The 16,893-nt window shown below is 48.4% G+C and carries 13 protein-coding genes; 10 read left to right on the top strand and 3 right to left on the bottom strand.

The genetic code is table 11. The annotated features are described in order from the left end of the window. From galE to ptsP, 10 genes are all read left to right on the top strand, one after another. Complete coding sequence (galE, locus tag Q0V21_RS07890) at positions 1-990, top strand: UDP-glucose 4-epimerase GalE (RefSeq protein WP_301878310.1); 990 nt, start codon at positions 1-3, stop codon at positions 988-990. A 15-nt stretch (positions 991-1,005) separates the two neighbouring features. Continuing rightward, positions 1,006-2,604, top strand: coding sequence for a UDP-glucose--hexose-1-phosphate uridylyltransferase (locus Q0V21_RS07885; protein ID WP_079350663.1), 1,599 nt, complete (start codon positions 1,006-1,008; stop codon positions 2,602-2,604). A 157-nt stretch (positions 2,605-2,761) separates the two neighbouring features. Continuing rightward, the gene (locus tag Q0V21_RS07880) at positions 2,762-3,349 is read left to right on the top strand and encodes an MSMEG_1061 family FMN-dependent PPOX-type flavoprotein (protein ID WP_301878309.1); all 588 of its coding nucleotides are present in this window, start codon (positions 2,762-2,764) and stop codon (positions 3,347-3,349) included. A 91-nt stretch (positions 3,350-3,440) separates the two neighbouring features. Then, complete coding sequence (locus Q0V21_RS07875; RefSeq protein WP_301878308.1) at positions 3,441-4,604, top strand: iron-containing alcohol dehydrogenase; 1,164 nt, start codon at positions 3,441-3,443, stop codon at positions 4,602-4,604. Positions 4,605-4,864: 260 nt separating this feature from the next. Next, a complete protein-coding gene (locus tag Q0V21_RS07870; protein ID WP_301878307.1) occupies positions 4,865-5,401 on the top strand; it encodes an NfeD family membrane protein in 537 nt (178 codons plus the stop codon). A gap of 54 nt (positions 5,402-5,455) precedes the next feature. Further along, positions 5,456-7,012 (top strand): flotillin lipid rafts scaffold protein FloT, encoded by a 1,557-nt coding sequence (locus Q0V21_RS07865; protein WP_079350660.1) that lies wholly within the window; start codon positions 5,456-5,458, stop codon positions 7,010-7,012. 165 nt (positions 7,013-7,177) lie between these two features. Then, positions 7,178-8,032, top strand: coding sequence for a glucose PTS transporter transcription antiterminator GlcT (gene glcT, locus Q0V21_RS07860; protein WP_301878306.1), 855 nt, complete (start codon positions 7,178-7,180; stop codon positions 8,030-8,032). Positions 8,033-8,319: 287 nt separating this feature from the next. Next, complete coding sequence (gene ptsG, locus Q0V21_RS07855; protein WP_079350659.1) at positions 8,320-10,374, top strand: glucose-specific PTS transporter subunit IIBC; 2,055 nt, start codon at positions 8,320-8,322, stop codon at positions 10,372-10,374. A gap of 77 nt (positions 10,375-10,451) precedes the next feature. Continuing rightward, positions 10,452-10,727, top strand: coding sequence for an HPr family phosphocarrier protein (locus tag Q0V21_RS07850; protein WP_024633102.1), 276 nt, complete (start codon positions 10,452-10,454; stop codon positions 10,725-10,727). Further along, a complete protein-coding gene (gene ptsP / locus Q0V21_RS07845; RefSeq protein ID WP_285078846.1) occupies positions 10,720-12,432 on the top strand; it encodes a phosphoenolpyruvate--protein phosphotransferase in 1,713 nt (570 codons plus the stop codon). The genes Q0V21_RS07850 and ptsP overlap by 8 nt, the downstream gene beginning before the upstream one ends. 310 nt (positions 12,433-12,742) lie before the next feature. Here ptsP and gcvPB read toward each other — a convergent pair whose 3' ends face one another. The 3 genes from gcvPB to gcvT all read right to left on the bottom strand — a co-directional run bounded on the left by gcvPB (position 12,743) and on the right by gcvT (position 16,805). Then, entirely contained in the window at positions 12,743-14,221 is a 1,479-nt protein-coding gene (gene gcvPB, locus Q0V21_RS07840) for an aminomethyl-transferring glycine dehydrogenase subunit GcvPB (RefSeq protein WP_301878455.1), read from the bottom strand. Positions 14,222-14,316: 95 nt separating this feature from the next. Continuing rightward, positions 14,317-15,672 (bottom strand): aminomethyl-transferring glycine dehydrogenase subunit GcvPA, encoded by a 1,356-nt coding sequence (gene gcvPA / locus Q0V21_RS07835; protein WP_301878304.1) that lies wholly within the window; start codon positions 15,670-15,672, stop codon positions 14,317-14,319. Further along, on the bottom strand, positions 15,669-16,805 hold the full coding sequence (gene gcvT, locus Q0V21_RS07830; protein ID WP_301878303.1) for a glycine cleavage system aminomethyltransferase GcvT: 1,137 nt from the start codon (positions 16,803-16,805) through the stop codon (positions 15,669-15,671). Before gcvT ends, gcvPA begins: the two co-directional genes overlap by 4 nt. Positions 16,806-16,893 lie beyond the last annotated feature (88 nt).

Genomic DNA, 16,893 nt, shown 5'->3' with positions numbered 1-16,893 from the left:
ATGGCGATTTTGGTGACAGGTGGAGCAGGATATATTGGTTCTCATACGGTAGCGGCTTTGTTGGAGCGTGGCGAAGAGGTTGTTGTTGTGGATAACTTGCAGTCAGGGCATCGTGAAGCTCTGCTGGGTGGGAAATTATATGAAGGAGATCTGCGTGACAAGGAACTTCTGGCGAAGCTGTTCGCTGAGAATACCATCGATGCAGTCATTCACTTTGCAGCCAATTCATTAGTTGGCGAGAGCATGAAAGATCCTGTGAAATACTACGACAACAATGTGTTTGGCACATTGTGTCTGCTGGAAGCGATGAATGCAGCGAATGTACGTCGCATCGTCTTCTCCTCTACAGCTGCCACTTATGGCGAGCCGGAGAAAGTGCCTATTGAAGAGAGCGACCGCACAGAGCCTACGAACGTATACGGTGAAACCAAGCTCATGATGGAGCGCATGATGTCCTGGTTCGACAAAGTACAGGACATCAAATACGTCTCCCTGCGTTACTTCAATGCAGCCGGAGCCCATGACAGTGGCAAAATTGGTGAAGATCATCAGCCAGAGAGTCATCTCATTCCACTCGTGCTGCAAACGGCTTTAAAACAACGTCCTCATATCGCCGTGTTTGGTGACGACTACGCGACTGAAGACGGAACTTGTGTACGTGATTACATCCACGTAAGTGATCTGGCGGACGCGCATCTGCGGGCCGTAGACTATCTCCGTAAAGGCGAGAACAGCAACGTGTTCAACTTGGGTAACGGTCAAGGCTTCTCAGTTAAACAGGTTATTGAGACGGCCAAGAAAGTGACCGGTCTGGACATTCCGGTTGTTCAGGAACCACGTCGTGCGGGTGATCCGGCTGTACTGGTGGCATCGTCTGCCAAAGCCAGATCCGTACTGGGCTGGAACCCGAAATGGACGAATCTTGAAGATGTCATTCAAAGCGCATGGAGCTGGCACCAGTCTCATCCTGAAGGCTACGGAAAAAACTAGGAGGCGAATATTGATATGTCACAGACTCATATTGCAGCAGGTGCCACAGAGCGGACCCCGGAGCAGCAGGAAGCACTGCATGCCATTGAACGTCTGGTAGCATTTGCCTTGCAGAACAAACTGATTGAAGAAGCGGATCTGGATTACAGTCGTAATCTGCTGCTGGAGCAGTTCGGGTTCTCTGAGCCGTATGCCGGAGTATTAAACGAGACGGTGTTGGATGGACCACAACCGTTGCTGGATACACTGATTGACTACGGATTTGAAATTGGACTTATACCCGAAAATACGGACACGTACCGTGATTTGCTCGATGCGAAAATTATGGGTCAATTAATGGCCCGTCCATCCGAGGTGGTGCGCGCATTCCGCCATACGGAGCAGACCGAAGGCATTGAGGCGGCTACTTCCCAATTTTATGAGCTCTCGATTCACTCCAACTACATTCGGATGGACCGCATCTCCAAAAATGTGTACTGGACACAGGATACAGCTTATGGCGATATGGAGATTACAATTAACCTGTCCAAGCCGGAGAAAAGCCCGAAGGAAATCGCGATGGCAAAGCTGCTTCCGCCTCCGGTGTATCCAAAGTGCCAGCTCTGTCGTGAAAATGTGGGCTATGCCGGTCGGGTCAACCACCCGGCTCGTCAAAACCTGCGTGTCATACCATTGGAATTGAACGGCGAACCTTGGTTCTTCCAGTACTCGCCATACGTGTACTACAACGAGCACTGCATTATTTTCCATCACGATCATGTGCCGATGAAATTGACCAAGGATACGCTGCGTAGGCTGCTGGCCTTCGTGGGAGAGTACCCTCATTACTTCATCGGTTCCAATGCCGATCTGCCCATCGTTGGCGGCTCCATACTGACCCATGACCATTTCCAGGGTGGACGTCATACCTTTGCGATTCAAAATGCGAAGCCAGAGGCGGTATTCCGCCATCCAGATTCGCCGGGACTTACGCTTAGCCTTGTGAAATGGCCAATGTCCGTACTGCGACTGGCTTCACATGATCCGGCTGAGCTGCTCGAAGCGGGCAATGCCGTTTATGAAGCGTGGAAGGTGTACAGTGATTCTACTGTGGAGATCGAGGCATTCAGTGAGGTTGACGGAGAGCTGATTCCGCACAACACGGTTACTCCGATCGTTCGCCGCAGTGCAGACGGTGGCTATGAGATGGACCTCGTACTGCGGAACAATCGCACAAATGATGAACATCCCGAAGGGATTTTCCACCCGCACCGCGAGATGCATCATCTGAAGAAGGAGAACATTGGACTCATCGAAGTGATGGGGCTTGCCATCCTGCCAGGTCGTTTGAAAGAAGAGCTGGACAGCATCGCGGATATTCTCGCTGGGGATATCAAGCTTGCCGAGGCAGCCAAAGCTTCCGAACATGTGTTGAACAAGCATCTGAGCTGGGCAGAGGAACTGATTGAACGTTTCGGTCCCAACCTGAACAAGGAGCAAGCTGTTACGCTTGTACAACAGGAAGTAGGTTTGAAATTCGCCGAAATTCTGGAGCATGCAGGTGTCTACAAATACGATGAGTCAGGGCGTCAGGCCTTCCGTCGTTTCTTGACCAGCATGGGATACACTGAATAACAGGTATAACGAGAAACACCAGCTCATACAAGGGCTGGTGTTTTGATTTGTTTGACTTGTAAAAATCGAAGAATACTTCTTTTCAATTCACACATGTATAATGTTAGAAGAAAAGTCATTGATACTCCTTATCATGAGAAGAAAAGGGGATACGAAAATGGAAAAAAAGGCTTTGAATTTACCATTGGTAGCCGATGCAGAGGAACAGCAAAACATGGTGGGACAACCAAGTGAACAAGTGCGCAACAAGGTGATTTCGTTTGTGGATTCACATGTCCAGCAATTTCTGTCCATGTCGCCATTATTTTTCCTGTCCACTTCAGACAGTTCAAGTAAAAGTGATGTATCCCCTCGTGGTGATGAAGCAGGCTTTGTGAAAGTTCTCGATCAATATCGGCTTGTTTATCCCGAACGTCCGGGTAATCGCCGAATCGACTCGCTGCTGAATATTCTGTCCAACCCGGGAGTTGGCATGATCTTTCTAATTCCAGGTATGAATGAAGTGCTGCGTATCAATGGGAGGGCTTCGATTACCAAGGATGAGGAATTTACCGCAAGTATGGGCTGGAGCGGTAAAACCATTGGGGCGGCTGTCATTGTGGATGTGGAAGAATGCTTCATTCATTGTCCAAGAGCGTTTAAACAGGCGGGATTATGGTCGTCTGAGACATGGGTGGATAAGGAAAGCCAGCCTTCAACCAGCGAAATGTTCCGTGCACACTTGCAGATCAACGGGTTGATATAAAGTGAGTGGCTATGGATTTGTTTTTATATAATCGGGGTACTATAATGGGAGTTGCAATAAAATATGAATCTCCATTGGAGGCGACATAGATATGAGATCTTTTCAATTTTATAATCCAACCCGATTGATTTTCGGTAAAGGTCAGCTGGAAGCACTGAAAACTGAAGTACCGAAATACGGCAAACGGGTTCTGCTTGTATATGGTGGCGGCAGTATCAAACGCAGCGGTTTGTACGATCAGGTGATCGGATTGCTCAAGGAAGTTGGAGCTGAAGTTACGGAGCTGGCTGGTGTGGAGCCGAACCCGCGTCTTTCGACTGTTCACCAAGGGGTAGACCTCTGCAAAACAAATAACATCGACTTGATTCTTGCTGTAGGCGGCGGCAGTGTACTGGATTGTGCCAAGGCAATTGCCGTAGGTGCCAAGTATGATGGCGACATGTGGGACTTTGCTCAGCGCAAAGCCGTTGCACAGGATGCTCTTCCACTCGGTACCGTGCTCACAATGGCTGCAACCGGTTCGGAAATGAACTCCGGTTCGGTTATTACGAATCAGGATACACAGGAGAAATTGGGCTGGGGCAGCGCGTATTCGTTCCCTGCGTTCTCGATCCTTGATCCGGTAAATACATATACCGTTCCTCTGGACCAAACGGTTTATGGCATGGTGGATATGATGTCCCACGTACTGGAGCATTACTTCCACCTGGATGCCAACACACCGGTTCAGCTCGGATTCTGTGAGACAATTCTGCGCACAGTTATGGATGCAGCACCTCGTCTGGTTGAAGACCTGGAGAACTATGAACTGCGTGAAACGATTCTGTACTGTGGAACGATGGCATTGAACGGCGTACTGAACATGGGTCTCGCTGGTGACTGGGCTACTCACAATATCGAACACGCGGTATCCGCAGTATATGATATCCCACATGGCGGAGGATTGGCGATTCTGTTCCCGCATTGGATGAAGCATAATCTGGACGTAAACGTGGATCGTTTCAAACGTCTGGCGATCAATGTGTTCGAAGTTAACCCTGAAGGTAAATCGGACAAACAGATTGCTGAAGAAGGCATCCAAGCGTTGAGCAAATTCTGGACATCCATTGGTGCGCCTAACCGTCTGGCTGATTATGATATCGATGACAGCCAAATTGAAGTTATGGCTGATAAAGCCATGCTCTTCGGCCCATTTGGTAACTTCAAAAAATTGCAACGTGAAGATGTTGTATCCATCTACAAGGCTTCTCTGTAAAAACAAAACATGAAGGCACAGCCATGTGTTCTGGAACCGCAAGTCTCCTTTAACGGAGATTTGCGGTTTTTTGATGTGAATAAGAGCAAATCTGAGAATGATCCAGCTAGTGGGTCATATTGCAATGAAAATAACCATTATCGGGTCTTGAATACAAATGAGGAAAGATTTTGAAACATCATGGCACCTTGCTACGTATTTATTTACATGAGGAATGCCCAGTTGGATGGAATTGCGGCAGAAGAGAGGAGGAACGGGGAATGGAGTCAATCTATTGGGGGTGTCTGATTGGAGGAGCCATATTTGCAGTCGTCAGCCTTGTGCTAGGTGACTTGATTGATGGCTTGCTGGACGGGGCCTTTGAATTGCCTGGCCTTGATTTTTTCAAACCTGTTGTGCTGGCTGGTTCCATAACGACGTTTGGCGGGGCCGGTATTATGCTGACACGTTATAGCTCGATAAGTGCGATTTCGGCACTGATACTATCCCTGCTTATAGGTATTGCTGCAGCCATGCTGGTATTCTTTGCATATATCAAGCCAATGCGTAACAGTGACGTCTCCATTGCGTTTTCCATGAAAGAGCTATCCGGGAAAATTGGAGAAATTACCATTCCGGTACCGGAAAAGGGTTTTGGAGAAGTCATGATTCGAATTGCTGCCGGTAATACAGTTCACACGGCATCCAGCTTCGAACATCGTCCCATTGCGGCGGGAGCGCGTGTTGTAGTTGTAGATGTAACCGAAGGTGTGCTGCGTGTATCGGAATGGGATGAAGATGTATTTAAAGATGTTTAAGGTAGTTTAACCGTTAGCATGTAAGCACTTATGGAATAAGGGGAGAGATGTGGAATGAGTAATTTTAATTTGGATATGGATGTATTGTTGATTCCTGCAATCGTTGTCGGTGTGATTCTGATTCTTGGTTTGGCTTTCTGGGCGAGGTACAAAACGGTTGGGCCGGATGAAGCGATGATCGTAACAGGTTCGTTCCTTGGCAGCAAAAACATTTCGGACGATGACTCCGGTCGAAAAATTAAAATTGTTCGTGGCGGCGGCGCATTTATCTTGCCGGTGTTCCAGCAATCGGAATTTATCTCACTGTTGTCCCATAAGCTGGATGTTTCCACACCGGAAGTATACACGGAACAGGGTGTACCGGTCATTGCCGATGGTGTCGCTATTATCAAGGTGGGAAGCGCTGTAGAAGACGTGGCTACCGCAGCGGAGCAATTCATTGGTAAACCAGTGGAGTCGTTAAGAGGTGAAGCACAGGAGGTTCTGGAGGGTCATTTGCGGGCCATCCTCGGAACGATGACGGTGGAGGAAGTATACCGTAACCGAGATCGCTTCGCGCAAGAGGTTCAAGGTGTAGCAGCCAGAGATCTGAAAAAAATGGGACTGCAAATTGTCTCGTTTACAATCAAAGACGTCCGTGACAAACAAGGTTATCTGGATGCTCTCGGTAAACCGAGAATAGCAGCCGTTAAGCGGGATGCTGAAATTGCGGAAGCGGAAGCGATGCGGGATGCACGTATTCAGAAGGCCAATGCGGAAGAGCAAGGGCAAAAAGCGGAGCTGCTGCGTGATACGAATATCGCTGAAGCTGCAAAAGAGAAGGAACTGAAAGTTGCGACGTTTAAGCGGGATCAGGATACAGCGAAAGCGGAAGCGGATCAGGCGTACCATATTCACGAAGCGCGTGCAAGACAAACCGTGGTAGAGGAAGAGATGAAGGTTGAACTCGTTCGTAAGGAACGTGAAATTGACCTGCAAGAGAAAGAAATTATCGTACGTGAGAAGCAATATGATGCTGAAGTGAAGAAAAAAGCAGAAGCCGATCGTTACGCGGTGGAGCAGGCTGCCGAAGCGGATAAAGCCAAAAGAATGCGTGAAGCCGATGCGATACAGTATTCCATCGAGACGCATGCTAAGGCAACAGCTGAGCAGAAGCGGCTGGAAGGGCAGGCTATGGCGGATGCAGAACTTGCCAAAGGTACAGCGGATTCAGAAGTTATTCGTCTGAGAGGTCTTGCTGAAGCAGAAGCGAAGGAGAAGCTGGCCGAAGCGTTCCAAAAGTTTGGCGAAGCAGCCGTGCTCGATATCATCGTCAAAATGCTGCCTGAACTTGCTGGTAAAATTGCCGAGCCGATTTCCGCAATTGATAAGCTGACCGTTGTGGATACAGGTAAGGGTGAAGGCGCTGCTCGTGTAAGCAATTATGTAACAGAGCTCATGGCAACGGCTCCCGAGATGCTCAAAAGTGTCTCCGGCATTGATGTGGAGCAGTTAATTAAAGGTTTCACCAAGCCTAAAACAGCAGCACCGATTGCTATTCAACAGAGTGAGCCTGTAACGACTCCCTCTATAATCGACAAGATTGTGGAAAAAGCTGGTGTTGATGAGTAAGACAACGAGTCGTAAAGCACTTATGCTCTATTGACCTTAAGACGAATTTTTGTTACTTTTTAAGCGAGACGTCCGGCGCGGTTTGCCCGCTTCCGGATGTCTTTTCGTTCTTACTATGGTGTGACTGAATCACACCTAAGATGGTGTGAAAAAGAGGTGCAAACATTGAGTAGCCTGCAAGTAGCCAAAGCTCTAAATAATAATGTAATTATTGCACAGCATCCTGAACATGGAGAAGTTGTCGTGATTGGTAAAGGCATCGGCTTCAATCGGAAAACAAATGACATTATTCCACTGATGGCTGTGGAGAAGATGTTCATTCTGAGAAACCAGCAGGAGCAAGAGCAGTATAAACAGCTTCTTCCACAAGTGGATGAAGCCTTGATTGAAATCATTAATGAAGTCATTACGTATATTGCAGAACATACGGACGTTCCTTTAAACGAACATATTCATATCGCATTGACCGATCATATTTCTTTTGCATTAAAGCGGAAAGAACAAGGCATTGTCATCCAGAATCCATTTCTATATGAAACCCGTGAAATCTATCCTGACGAATATCGCATGGGTGATTATGCGGTGCGTTTGATTAAGGAAAAGTTGGGCGTAGATTTGGGAATGGATGAGATCGGTTTTATTGCCCTTCACATCTACAGTGCCATGACCAACCAAAATATTTCTCAAGTTCGGGAGCATTCCCAACTGATTACCGATTTGGTGAGCCTGGTGTCCACCCAACTGGATTATTCGTTTGAGACGGAATCACTCGACTACTCCCGGTTGCTGACCCATCTTCGATTCGCCTTGGAGCGCGTCCGTCGGGGAGACAAAGTGGAAGAACTTCATAAATTGGATTCCCTGTTGAAGTTGGAGTATCCTGAAATGTACTCGCTTGCATGGAAGCTAACCAAGGTGATGGAAAAGAGGTTGAATCTCCCTGTATATCCTGCTGAAGTAGGCTATCTGACCATTCATTTGCAACGCTTGAATCAAAGGAAAGAAGAAGAGAACAAGTGAAATAATTCCACTAGTGGAATTCTAATTCGACAAATTTCGTGTAAAGGCTTGCATCGCTTTTAAAGTGGTGCTACAATGATTTCCGTAATCAAGCAACTGAATAAACACAAACGACGTGTTACTGATTCGATCAGGCATGAGTTATATAGAGCGTGATTGTTCTTTCCTTATACCGGGTATGCTATACCCGAAGGTTGGATCAATTTCCTTTATTAACTCGTGCCTTTTTTGTTTTCCCTTGCTTGCTTCACAACATAAAAAATTAAAAGAAAGGGTGATACGACGCAATGTTTAAAAAGCTTTTTGGTGTGTTGCAAAGAGTAGGTAAAGCTCTTATGCTACCTGTAGCCATCCTGCCAGCGGCAGGTCTACTGCTAGGAATCGGTAATATGCTTGTGAACCCGGATTTCCTACAGTATGCTACTGTGTTAGATACTCCATGGGTGAGCTCAATCGCGACGATTATGATGAATGCAGGGCAGATCGTATTTGATAATCTGGCATTGCTGTTCGCTGTCGGGGTAGCCGTCGGGCTGGCCGGAGGTGAAGGTGTCGCAGGTCTTGCGGCCATCATCGGTTACTTGGTCATGAACGTTACTCTGGGTACGGCTGTTGGTGTTACGCCTGCGATGATCGGTGAAGTACCAGGTTACGCCAGCATCTTGGGTATCCCTACATTGAGTACCGGCGTGTTCGGAGGTATTATCATAGGTATTACCGCCGCACTATGCTACAATCGATTTTTCAAAATCGAACTGCCGTCTTACCTCGGATTCTTTGCAGGTAAACGCTTTGTCCCGATTATCACTTCAGTTGTTTCCCTCTTGATCGGGTTGCTTCTGGTGGTCATCTGGCCTCCGATTCAAAATGGACTGAATGCTGTATCTCACTTCATGGTAGATACAAGTCCGACATTATCGGCGTTCATTTTCGGGGTCGTAGAACGGTCACTTATTCCGTTCGGTCTGCATCACATTTTCTACTCGCCATTCTGGTTTGAGTTCGGTGAATATGTGAACAAAGCTGGAGATGTCATTCGTGGCGACCAGCAAATCTTCTTCAATCAACTGCGTGATGGTGTGAACCTTACCGCAGGAACGTTCCAAGTTGGTAAATTCCCGTTCATGATGTTCGGTTTGCCAGCTGCGGCACTTGCGATGTACCATGAAGCAAGACCGGAACACAAAAAGTATGTTGCAGGGATCATGGGATCAGCTGCGCTGACTTCGTTCCTGACAGGGATTACAGAGCCGCTTGAGTTCTCATTCCTGTTTGTAGCACCAATCCTGTTTGCAGTACACTGTATCTTTGCAGGTTTGTCTTTCATGACAATGCAAATTCTGGGAGTCAAAATCGGGATGACGTTCTCCGGTGGATTCATTGACTTCCTGATCTTCGGGATTATCCCGAATCGCACACCTTGGTGGGATGTTATCATCGTAGGTTTGATTCTTGCAGTGATTTACTATTTCGGATTCCGATTCATCATTCGCAAATTCAACCTCAAAACACCGGGACGTGAGGATGCAACTCCTGAAACAGCATCAGGTGGAGGCTCCGGATCAACGGATGATCTGCCTCACAACATTCTTGCTGCATTCGGTGGACAAGAGAATATCAAACATCTGGATGCCTGCATTACTCGTTTGCGGATTGAAGTAAATGAGAAATCCAGTGTAAATAAAGATCGTTTGAAACAATTGGGTGCATCTGGTGTGCTTGAGGTGGGTAATAATGTACAGGCCATCTTCGGTACACGCTCAGATACGATTAAATCCCAGATGCAGGATATCATTGCAGGACGAGTACCGGCACCAACGCCAGCAGCTGAGGTCAAACCAACTCCTGAAAAGGAGAAGGAACAGGGAGCAGAGGGCGAACGTATTGTTGCCGAGGACATCGTTATGCCTGTGAATGGTGAACTGATGGACATCACAAACGTTCCTGATCCGGTCTTTGCCGAGAAAATGACAGGTGACGGCTTTGCTGTTCTGCCTCATGATGGCAAGATTACATCGCCTGTATATGGCAAAGTGTTTAACGTATTTCCAAGCAAACATGCCGTGGGCATCATGTCTGACGGAGGCAAGGAAGTGCTTGTTCATATAGGTGTCAACACGGTGAAGCTGAAAGGTCAGGGCTTTAACGTGCTCGTGCAGGAAGGTGATCTGGTATCCGCAGGACAGCCGATTATGGAAGTAGATCTGGAGTATGTCAAAGCCAACGCGCCATCGATCATCTCTCCGGTCATTTTCACCAACCTGCCAGAAGGCTCAACAGTGACGCTCAAGAAGAGCGGCGTACTGAAAATTGGCGATCAGCCAATCATTGAGATAAAATAAGAAGTGTTACGACAATGGCAAGCAAGTGTAAATAGATGCAATGCCTAAACTAAATTATTGAAAGTGAGATGATTGTAATGCAACAAACATTCAGAATTACAGACGAAGATGGTATCCACGCACGTCCGGCGACAGCCCTGGTTAATACAGCAAACAAATTCAAAGGTGCAGAATCCTTTGCAGAAGCTAACGGTAAAAAAGTAACTTTGAAATCCATCCTGGGCGTACTTTCCCTTGGTCTGGAACAAGGCGACACCATCAACATCATCGTTGAAGGTGAAGGCGAAGCAGAAGCTCTTCAAGCTCTGACAGACGTTATGGTTAACGAAGGGCTGGGCGAAATTAATGCTTAATGTTTCTGGGATCGCGGCTTCGGCGGGTATTGCTATCGCCAAGGCGTTTATCTTGGAGCATCCCAATTACTCTGTAGAAAAACGCGAAATCAACGACGTTGACGCAGAGATCGCGAAACTCGACTCAGCTCTGGGCAAGTCCCAGGCTGAGCTTGAGGCGATCAAAGAGCGTACTTTACAAGAGCTTGGCGAGAAAAAAGCTGAGATTTTTGCTTCGCATTTGCTCATTTTGAATGACCCGGAACTGATTGATCCGGTTAAAGCGAAAATTGCAGATGATAAGGTTAATGCGGAATTCGCATTGAACGAAACAGCAACGCAATTTATCGAAATGTTCGAAAACATGAAGAGTGCTTACCTGCAGGAACGTGCTGCAGATATGCGTGATGTAACCAAACGTGTGCTGAATCACTTGCTTGGTATCGAATTCATGAGTCCAGCTGAGATCAGTGAAGAAGTGATCGTGCTTGCGGAGGATCTTACGCCTTCCGACACGGCTCAACTGAACCGTCAATATGTAAAAGGTTTTGCAACGAATATTGGTGGACGTACTTCGCACTCCGCAATCATGGCTCGTTCGCTTGAAATCCCTGCTGTCGTTGGAACCAAGGACATTCTGGCTCAAGCTAAACAAGGCGATATGATTATCGTTGACGGTTTGGACGGTCATGTACTTGTTAATCCAACGGATGATGTTATTGCTGAATATCGTTCCAAACAGGAGCAATACGATGCACAACGTGCCGAGTGGAGAAAACTGCGTGATGAGCCAACGGTAACAGTGGACAACGTTCATGTGGAACTGGCAGCCAACATTGGTACTCCGAATGATGTTGCCGGTGTTCTGGAAAATGGCGGCGAGGCTGTAGGCCTGTACCGTACCGAGTTCCTGTATATGGGCAGAGACAAGCTTCCTTCCGAGGACATTCAGTATAATGCTTACAAGGCTGTACTGGAGAAAATGGAAGGTAAACCTGTTGTCGTTCGTACACTCGACATCGGTGGAGACAAAGAGCTTCCATACCTGGATCTGCCAAAAGAAATGAATCCATTCCTCGGTTTCCGCGCAATTCGTCTGTGTCTGGACCGTCAGGATATATTCCGTACGCAATTGCGTGCATTGCTGCGTGCAAGCGTACATGGTAACCTGCGTGTCATGTTCCCGATGATCGCAACACTGGGGGAATTCCGTGAAGCGAAGGCTGTCCTGCTCGAAGAGAAGGAAAAGCTGGTCGCTGAAGGTATTGCTGTTTCAGACAGCATCCAACTGGGAATCATGGTCGAAATTCCTTCGACTGCGGTTCTGGCGGATCAATTTGCCAAAGAAGTGGACTTCTTCAGTATCGGAACAAACGATCTGATTCAATACACAATGGCTGCTGACCGTATGAACGAGCGTGTATCGTATCTGTATCAACCCTATAACCCTGCCATCTTGCGTTTGGTTAAAATGGTTATCGATGCAGCGCACCGTGAAGGTAAATGGGTTGGCATGTGTGGAGAGATGGCCGGAGACGAAACAGCAATTCCATTGCTGCTCGGTCTCGGACTGGATGAGTTCAGCATGAGCGCAACATCCATTCTGCCAGCTCGTAGTCAGATCACCAAACTGTCCCGTGCAGACATGCAAGAGCTTGCTGCCAAAGCACTGGATATGCAAACGGCTGAACAAGTCGTTGAATTGGTTCAAAGCATTCAAGCGTAATTTTATGGGGTTTCCACCCGATTTTAAGGGTTTCTTTTTCCGATAAAAAAGCTGCAGTCGTGCAGCGATTTTGCCGGTATCTGTTGTTACAGCAGATACCGGCTTTTTTTGTTTTAAGCGGAACTTTCTATTCTGCGGTTATCTATCGCAAAGAAGACGAAACATCGGTGATCATCCGCTGAGCCTTCGAAGAGACATACGATCAAAATTGAAAGCACTGGACCGAAGAGAATGAGATAAAACTAACAGGTTAAAAGGAAACAGCCGCACATAAGTGCGACTGTTTTTGGTCATTTATAACGATTAGCTTTCAACTGCAAGCGCAGTTCAATACAGGCTTACGGGCTGCTGTTGTTTCATCCAGACGGGTAACCGGTGTGCCATAAGGGGCATTGAGTACCAGTTCAGGTGTCTCTTCTGCTTCCTTGGCAATGCGGATCATCGTATCAATGAACCCATCCAATGTTTCTTTGCTCTCGGTTTCCGTCGGCTCGATCATAATGCACTCCTCCACGTTCAGCGGGAAGTACACGGTTGGCGGGTGATATCCAAAATCAAGCAATCGTTTGGCGACATCCAGTGTACGTACACCATACTGCTTCAATCCCCGGCCAGACATCACGAATTCATGTTTGCACACGCCTGGATACGGAATCTCGTAGTAAGGTGCGAGACGGGCCATCATGTAGTTGGCGTTGAGCACCGCGCATTCGGATACCCGGCGCAAGCCTTCAGGTCCATAGGTGCGAATGTAGGCATAGGCACGGACTAGAATACCAAAGTTGCCGTAATACGCTTTGACCCGGCCAATGGATTGATCGCTTTCGCGATCCAATGCATATATGCCCTCATCATTTTTGATGACCATCGGTTTCGGCAGAAACGGAATTAAGCGGCTCTTCACGCCAACCGGGCCGGCACCAGGTCCACCACCGCCGTGCGGAGTGCTCATCGTTTTATGCAAGTTTAGATGTACCACGTCAAAGCCCATATCGCCAGGGCGGGTGATGCCCATAATAGCATTGGAGTTGGCACCATCATAGTACAGCAGGCCACCAGCCTCATGCACGATGGAGGCAATCTCCTGAATGTCTTTTTCAAAAAGTCCGAGTGTGTTCGGATTGGTCAGCATCAACGCTGCGGTATCCGACCCTACAGCAGCGCGGAGTACGTCCAGATCTACCAGACCGTCTGCGCGGGAAGGGATTGTTACCGTTTCGAAACCTGCAACGGTTGCACTTGCCGGGTTGGTGCCGTGAGAAGAATCCGGTACGATGACTTTCGTACGCTGTTCACCACGACCTTCGTGGTAGGCCCGGATCATCATGAGTCCGGTCCATTCGCCGTGTGCGCCAGCGGCAGGTTGCAGTGTAACGGCATCCATACCGGTTAGGCCAGCAAGGTCATTTTGTAACGTGTAGAGCAGTTCAAGTGCACCTTGAATGCTGGATTCGTGCTGATATGGATGAATTTTGGCGAATCCGTTGTAACGGGCCACATCCTCATTAATCTTCGGATTATATTTCATCGTACAAGAACCTAGCGGATAGAATCCGTTATCTATTCCGAAATTACGACGAGACAGAGCAGTGTAGTGGCGAATGACGTCAACTTCAAAAACCTCAGGCAATGCTGCTGCTTCCGATCGAAGCATTTCCCGGGGAATCAGGGAATCGGCAGCTTGCCGGGGAACGTCGCATTCTGGCAAGGAGTACGCAACCCGACCCGGGCTACTGAGTTCAAAAATCAATGATTGCTCCGGTGCTGAAGAGGCAGCTTGGGCAGAGATTTTTGTAACTGTTTCCGCATGGCCCGAAGTGGAGACTGAGGTTACTGTTTCCGGTTGTCCTGTTCCTGAAGTTGCCTTTGTTGTCGTTTCCTGAGTCACAGCGATCCCTCCAATACACGTGCGAATTCGTCTATCTCTTCCTTGCTGCGTCGTTCGGTAACGGCAATGAGCATATGTCCGGCGAGCTCGGAATACTCTCTTCCAAGTTCATACCCGCCAATGAAGCCGGCATCGAGTAATTTCAGTTGCAGGGCATCCACATTTGTTGCTTCAGGCAGTTGGATAACAAACTCATTAAACGTTGGTGCAGTAAACGTAAGAGAGACCCCTGGAATTGCGGTAAGTGTGTTCAGGGCATAATGGCTCTTTTGCAAATTCAAATCAGCGACATCGATCATACCTTGTTTACCCATGATGGACATATAGACAGAGGCACTCAGTGCGAGCAAAGCCTGGTTGGAACAGATGTTGGACGTCGCCTTTTCACGACGAATATGCTGTTCACGTGCTTGCAGCGTGAGTACAAAACCACGCTTTCCGTTGCGGTCCGTTGTCTGGCCTACAATTCGGCCAGGAATCCGGCGCATATGAGCCTGGGATACGGCGAAATATCCGCATGTCGGGCCGCCAAGTGAAGCGGCGATACCAAGGGGCTGTGCGTCGCCAACGACGATGTCAGCACCCAGCTTGCCTGGGGCTTCCAGCAGACCCAGCGATAGCGGGTTGGCGCTGACCACGAGCAGGCTTTTGTGCGCATGCGCAAGATCTGCGGCCTGTTTTACATTTTCCACGGCGCCGAAGAAGTTCGGGCTCTGGATCATGACGGCTGCGGTGTCATCGGACACAGCGGCTTGCAGGGCATCCCAGTCTGTTACACCATTTTGATACCCAATCTCAACGATCTCCAGATTGAGGCCATGTGCATAAGCTTGCAATACCTGACGGGATTCGGGATGCACGGTACGTGACACAATCAGCTGTTTGCGGCGGGTTGCCGCTGCGGCAAGATTGCCTGCTTCTGCGAATGCAGTCGCGCCATCGTACATGCTGGCATTGGCTACAGCCATGCCTGTTAACTCACAGATGTAGGATTGAAACTCGAAAATCGCCTGTAATTCTCCCTGGCTGATCTCGGGTTGATAAGGAGTATAGGCAGTATAAAACTCGGAACGGGAGATGACATGATTAATGACGGAAGGAACGTGGTGATCATAAATGCCTGCACCCAGGAAACTGGCGTGTGTCTCGAAGTTGGCATTGGCTCCCGCTTGCTTTGACATATGACGTGTGAGTGCATATTCATCCAGTTTGGAGGAAACAGGCAGTTCACCCTGATAGCGAATCTCCTGTGGAATGTCATGGAACAGATCCTCAATTGTTTCCACACCGATGGTTGCCAGCATGGCACTCTGATCCTGCTCGGTCATGGGAATATAGCGGTGCTTGCTCATGCTTGATCAGCTCCTTGAGTAGGTGTCTTTGGCGCACGTGTCCGTTTATGAAAAGGGGTCTTCACGACCTCGGCTTTCAGTTTCTTGTCACGAATCTCAATCTCCAGCGGGGTACCCAGTGCAGCATATTTGCTGTCAATCAAGGCCAGCCCCAGATTGCGTTTTAGCGTAGGGGATTGGGTGCCTGTGGTTACTTCACCAATCTGTACGCCTTCGGCGTATATCGGATAATGGGGGCGGGGAATACCACGCTCCAGCACTTCGATGCCGACCAGCTTGCGGGCAGGCCCATCATTTTTTTGCTGCAACAAGGCTTCATGTCCGATAAACGGCCCGGCATTCAGCTTCACAAACATGCCAACGCCAGCCTCCAGCGGCGAGATGGTTGCAGACAGCTCCTGTCCATACAGGGGAAGCTTGGCTTCAAAGCGCAGCGTATCCCGGGCACCCAGTCCGGTCGGAACGAGTCCGTAACCTTCTCCCGCCTGCATCAATCCGTTCCAGACCACAGCGGCCTGTTCGGCAGGAACATAGAGCTCAAATCCGTCTTCACCCGTATATCCGGTGCGGGATAACAGTAAAGTAACGCCACATACCTTTGCATTCGGTACAAAACGGAAAGGCTCAATCGAAGACACATCAGTGTCTGTCACCTTTGCGAGAATATCCACAGCAAGTGGGCCTTGCAGGGCAAGCAGCGCCGTTTGTTCGGAATCATTAGTCATCGTTACGCCTGGCGACATGTGCTGCTGCAGCCATGACCAGTCCTTGTCGATGTTGGAGGCATTAACCACCAGCAAATAATGCTGGTCTTTCAGTTTATAGATCAACAGATCATCGACCACGCCGCCATCCGGATAACACATTAACGTGTATTGAGCCTGACCGGGAACGAGTGTTGTTACATCATTGGTCGTCATGTGCTGTAAAAAAGCTTCCGCGTGTTCACCTTGTACGGTGAATTCACCCATGTGGGATACATCAAATAATCCGGCACGTTCTCGTACCGCTTCATGCTCTTTCTGAATTCCGCTGAATTGTACCGGGAGCTCCCAGCCACCAAAATCAATGCATCGTACGCCTTCATACTGCTGATAGAGTGGAAAGAGTGGGGTTCTAAGCAAATCGGACATCCAATCACCTCGTCATGGGCCGTCAACCGGCCGAGTGTCTAACCGTGGATCAATGAATCTGGCATCAACATTTAATTATAAAAGTAAG

This window comes from Paenibacillus sp. 11B (assembly GCF_030487755.1).
In the GTDB taxonomy this organism is placed as follows: Bacteria; Bacillota; Bacilli; order Paenibacillales; family Paenibacillaceae; genus Paenibacillus; species Paenibacillus vandeheii.
This window is presented reverse-complemented; position numbering and strand designations above follow the sequence as displayed.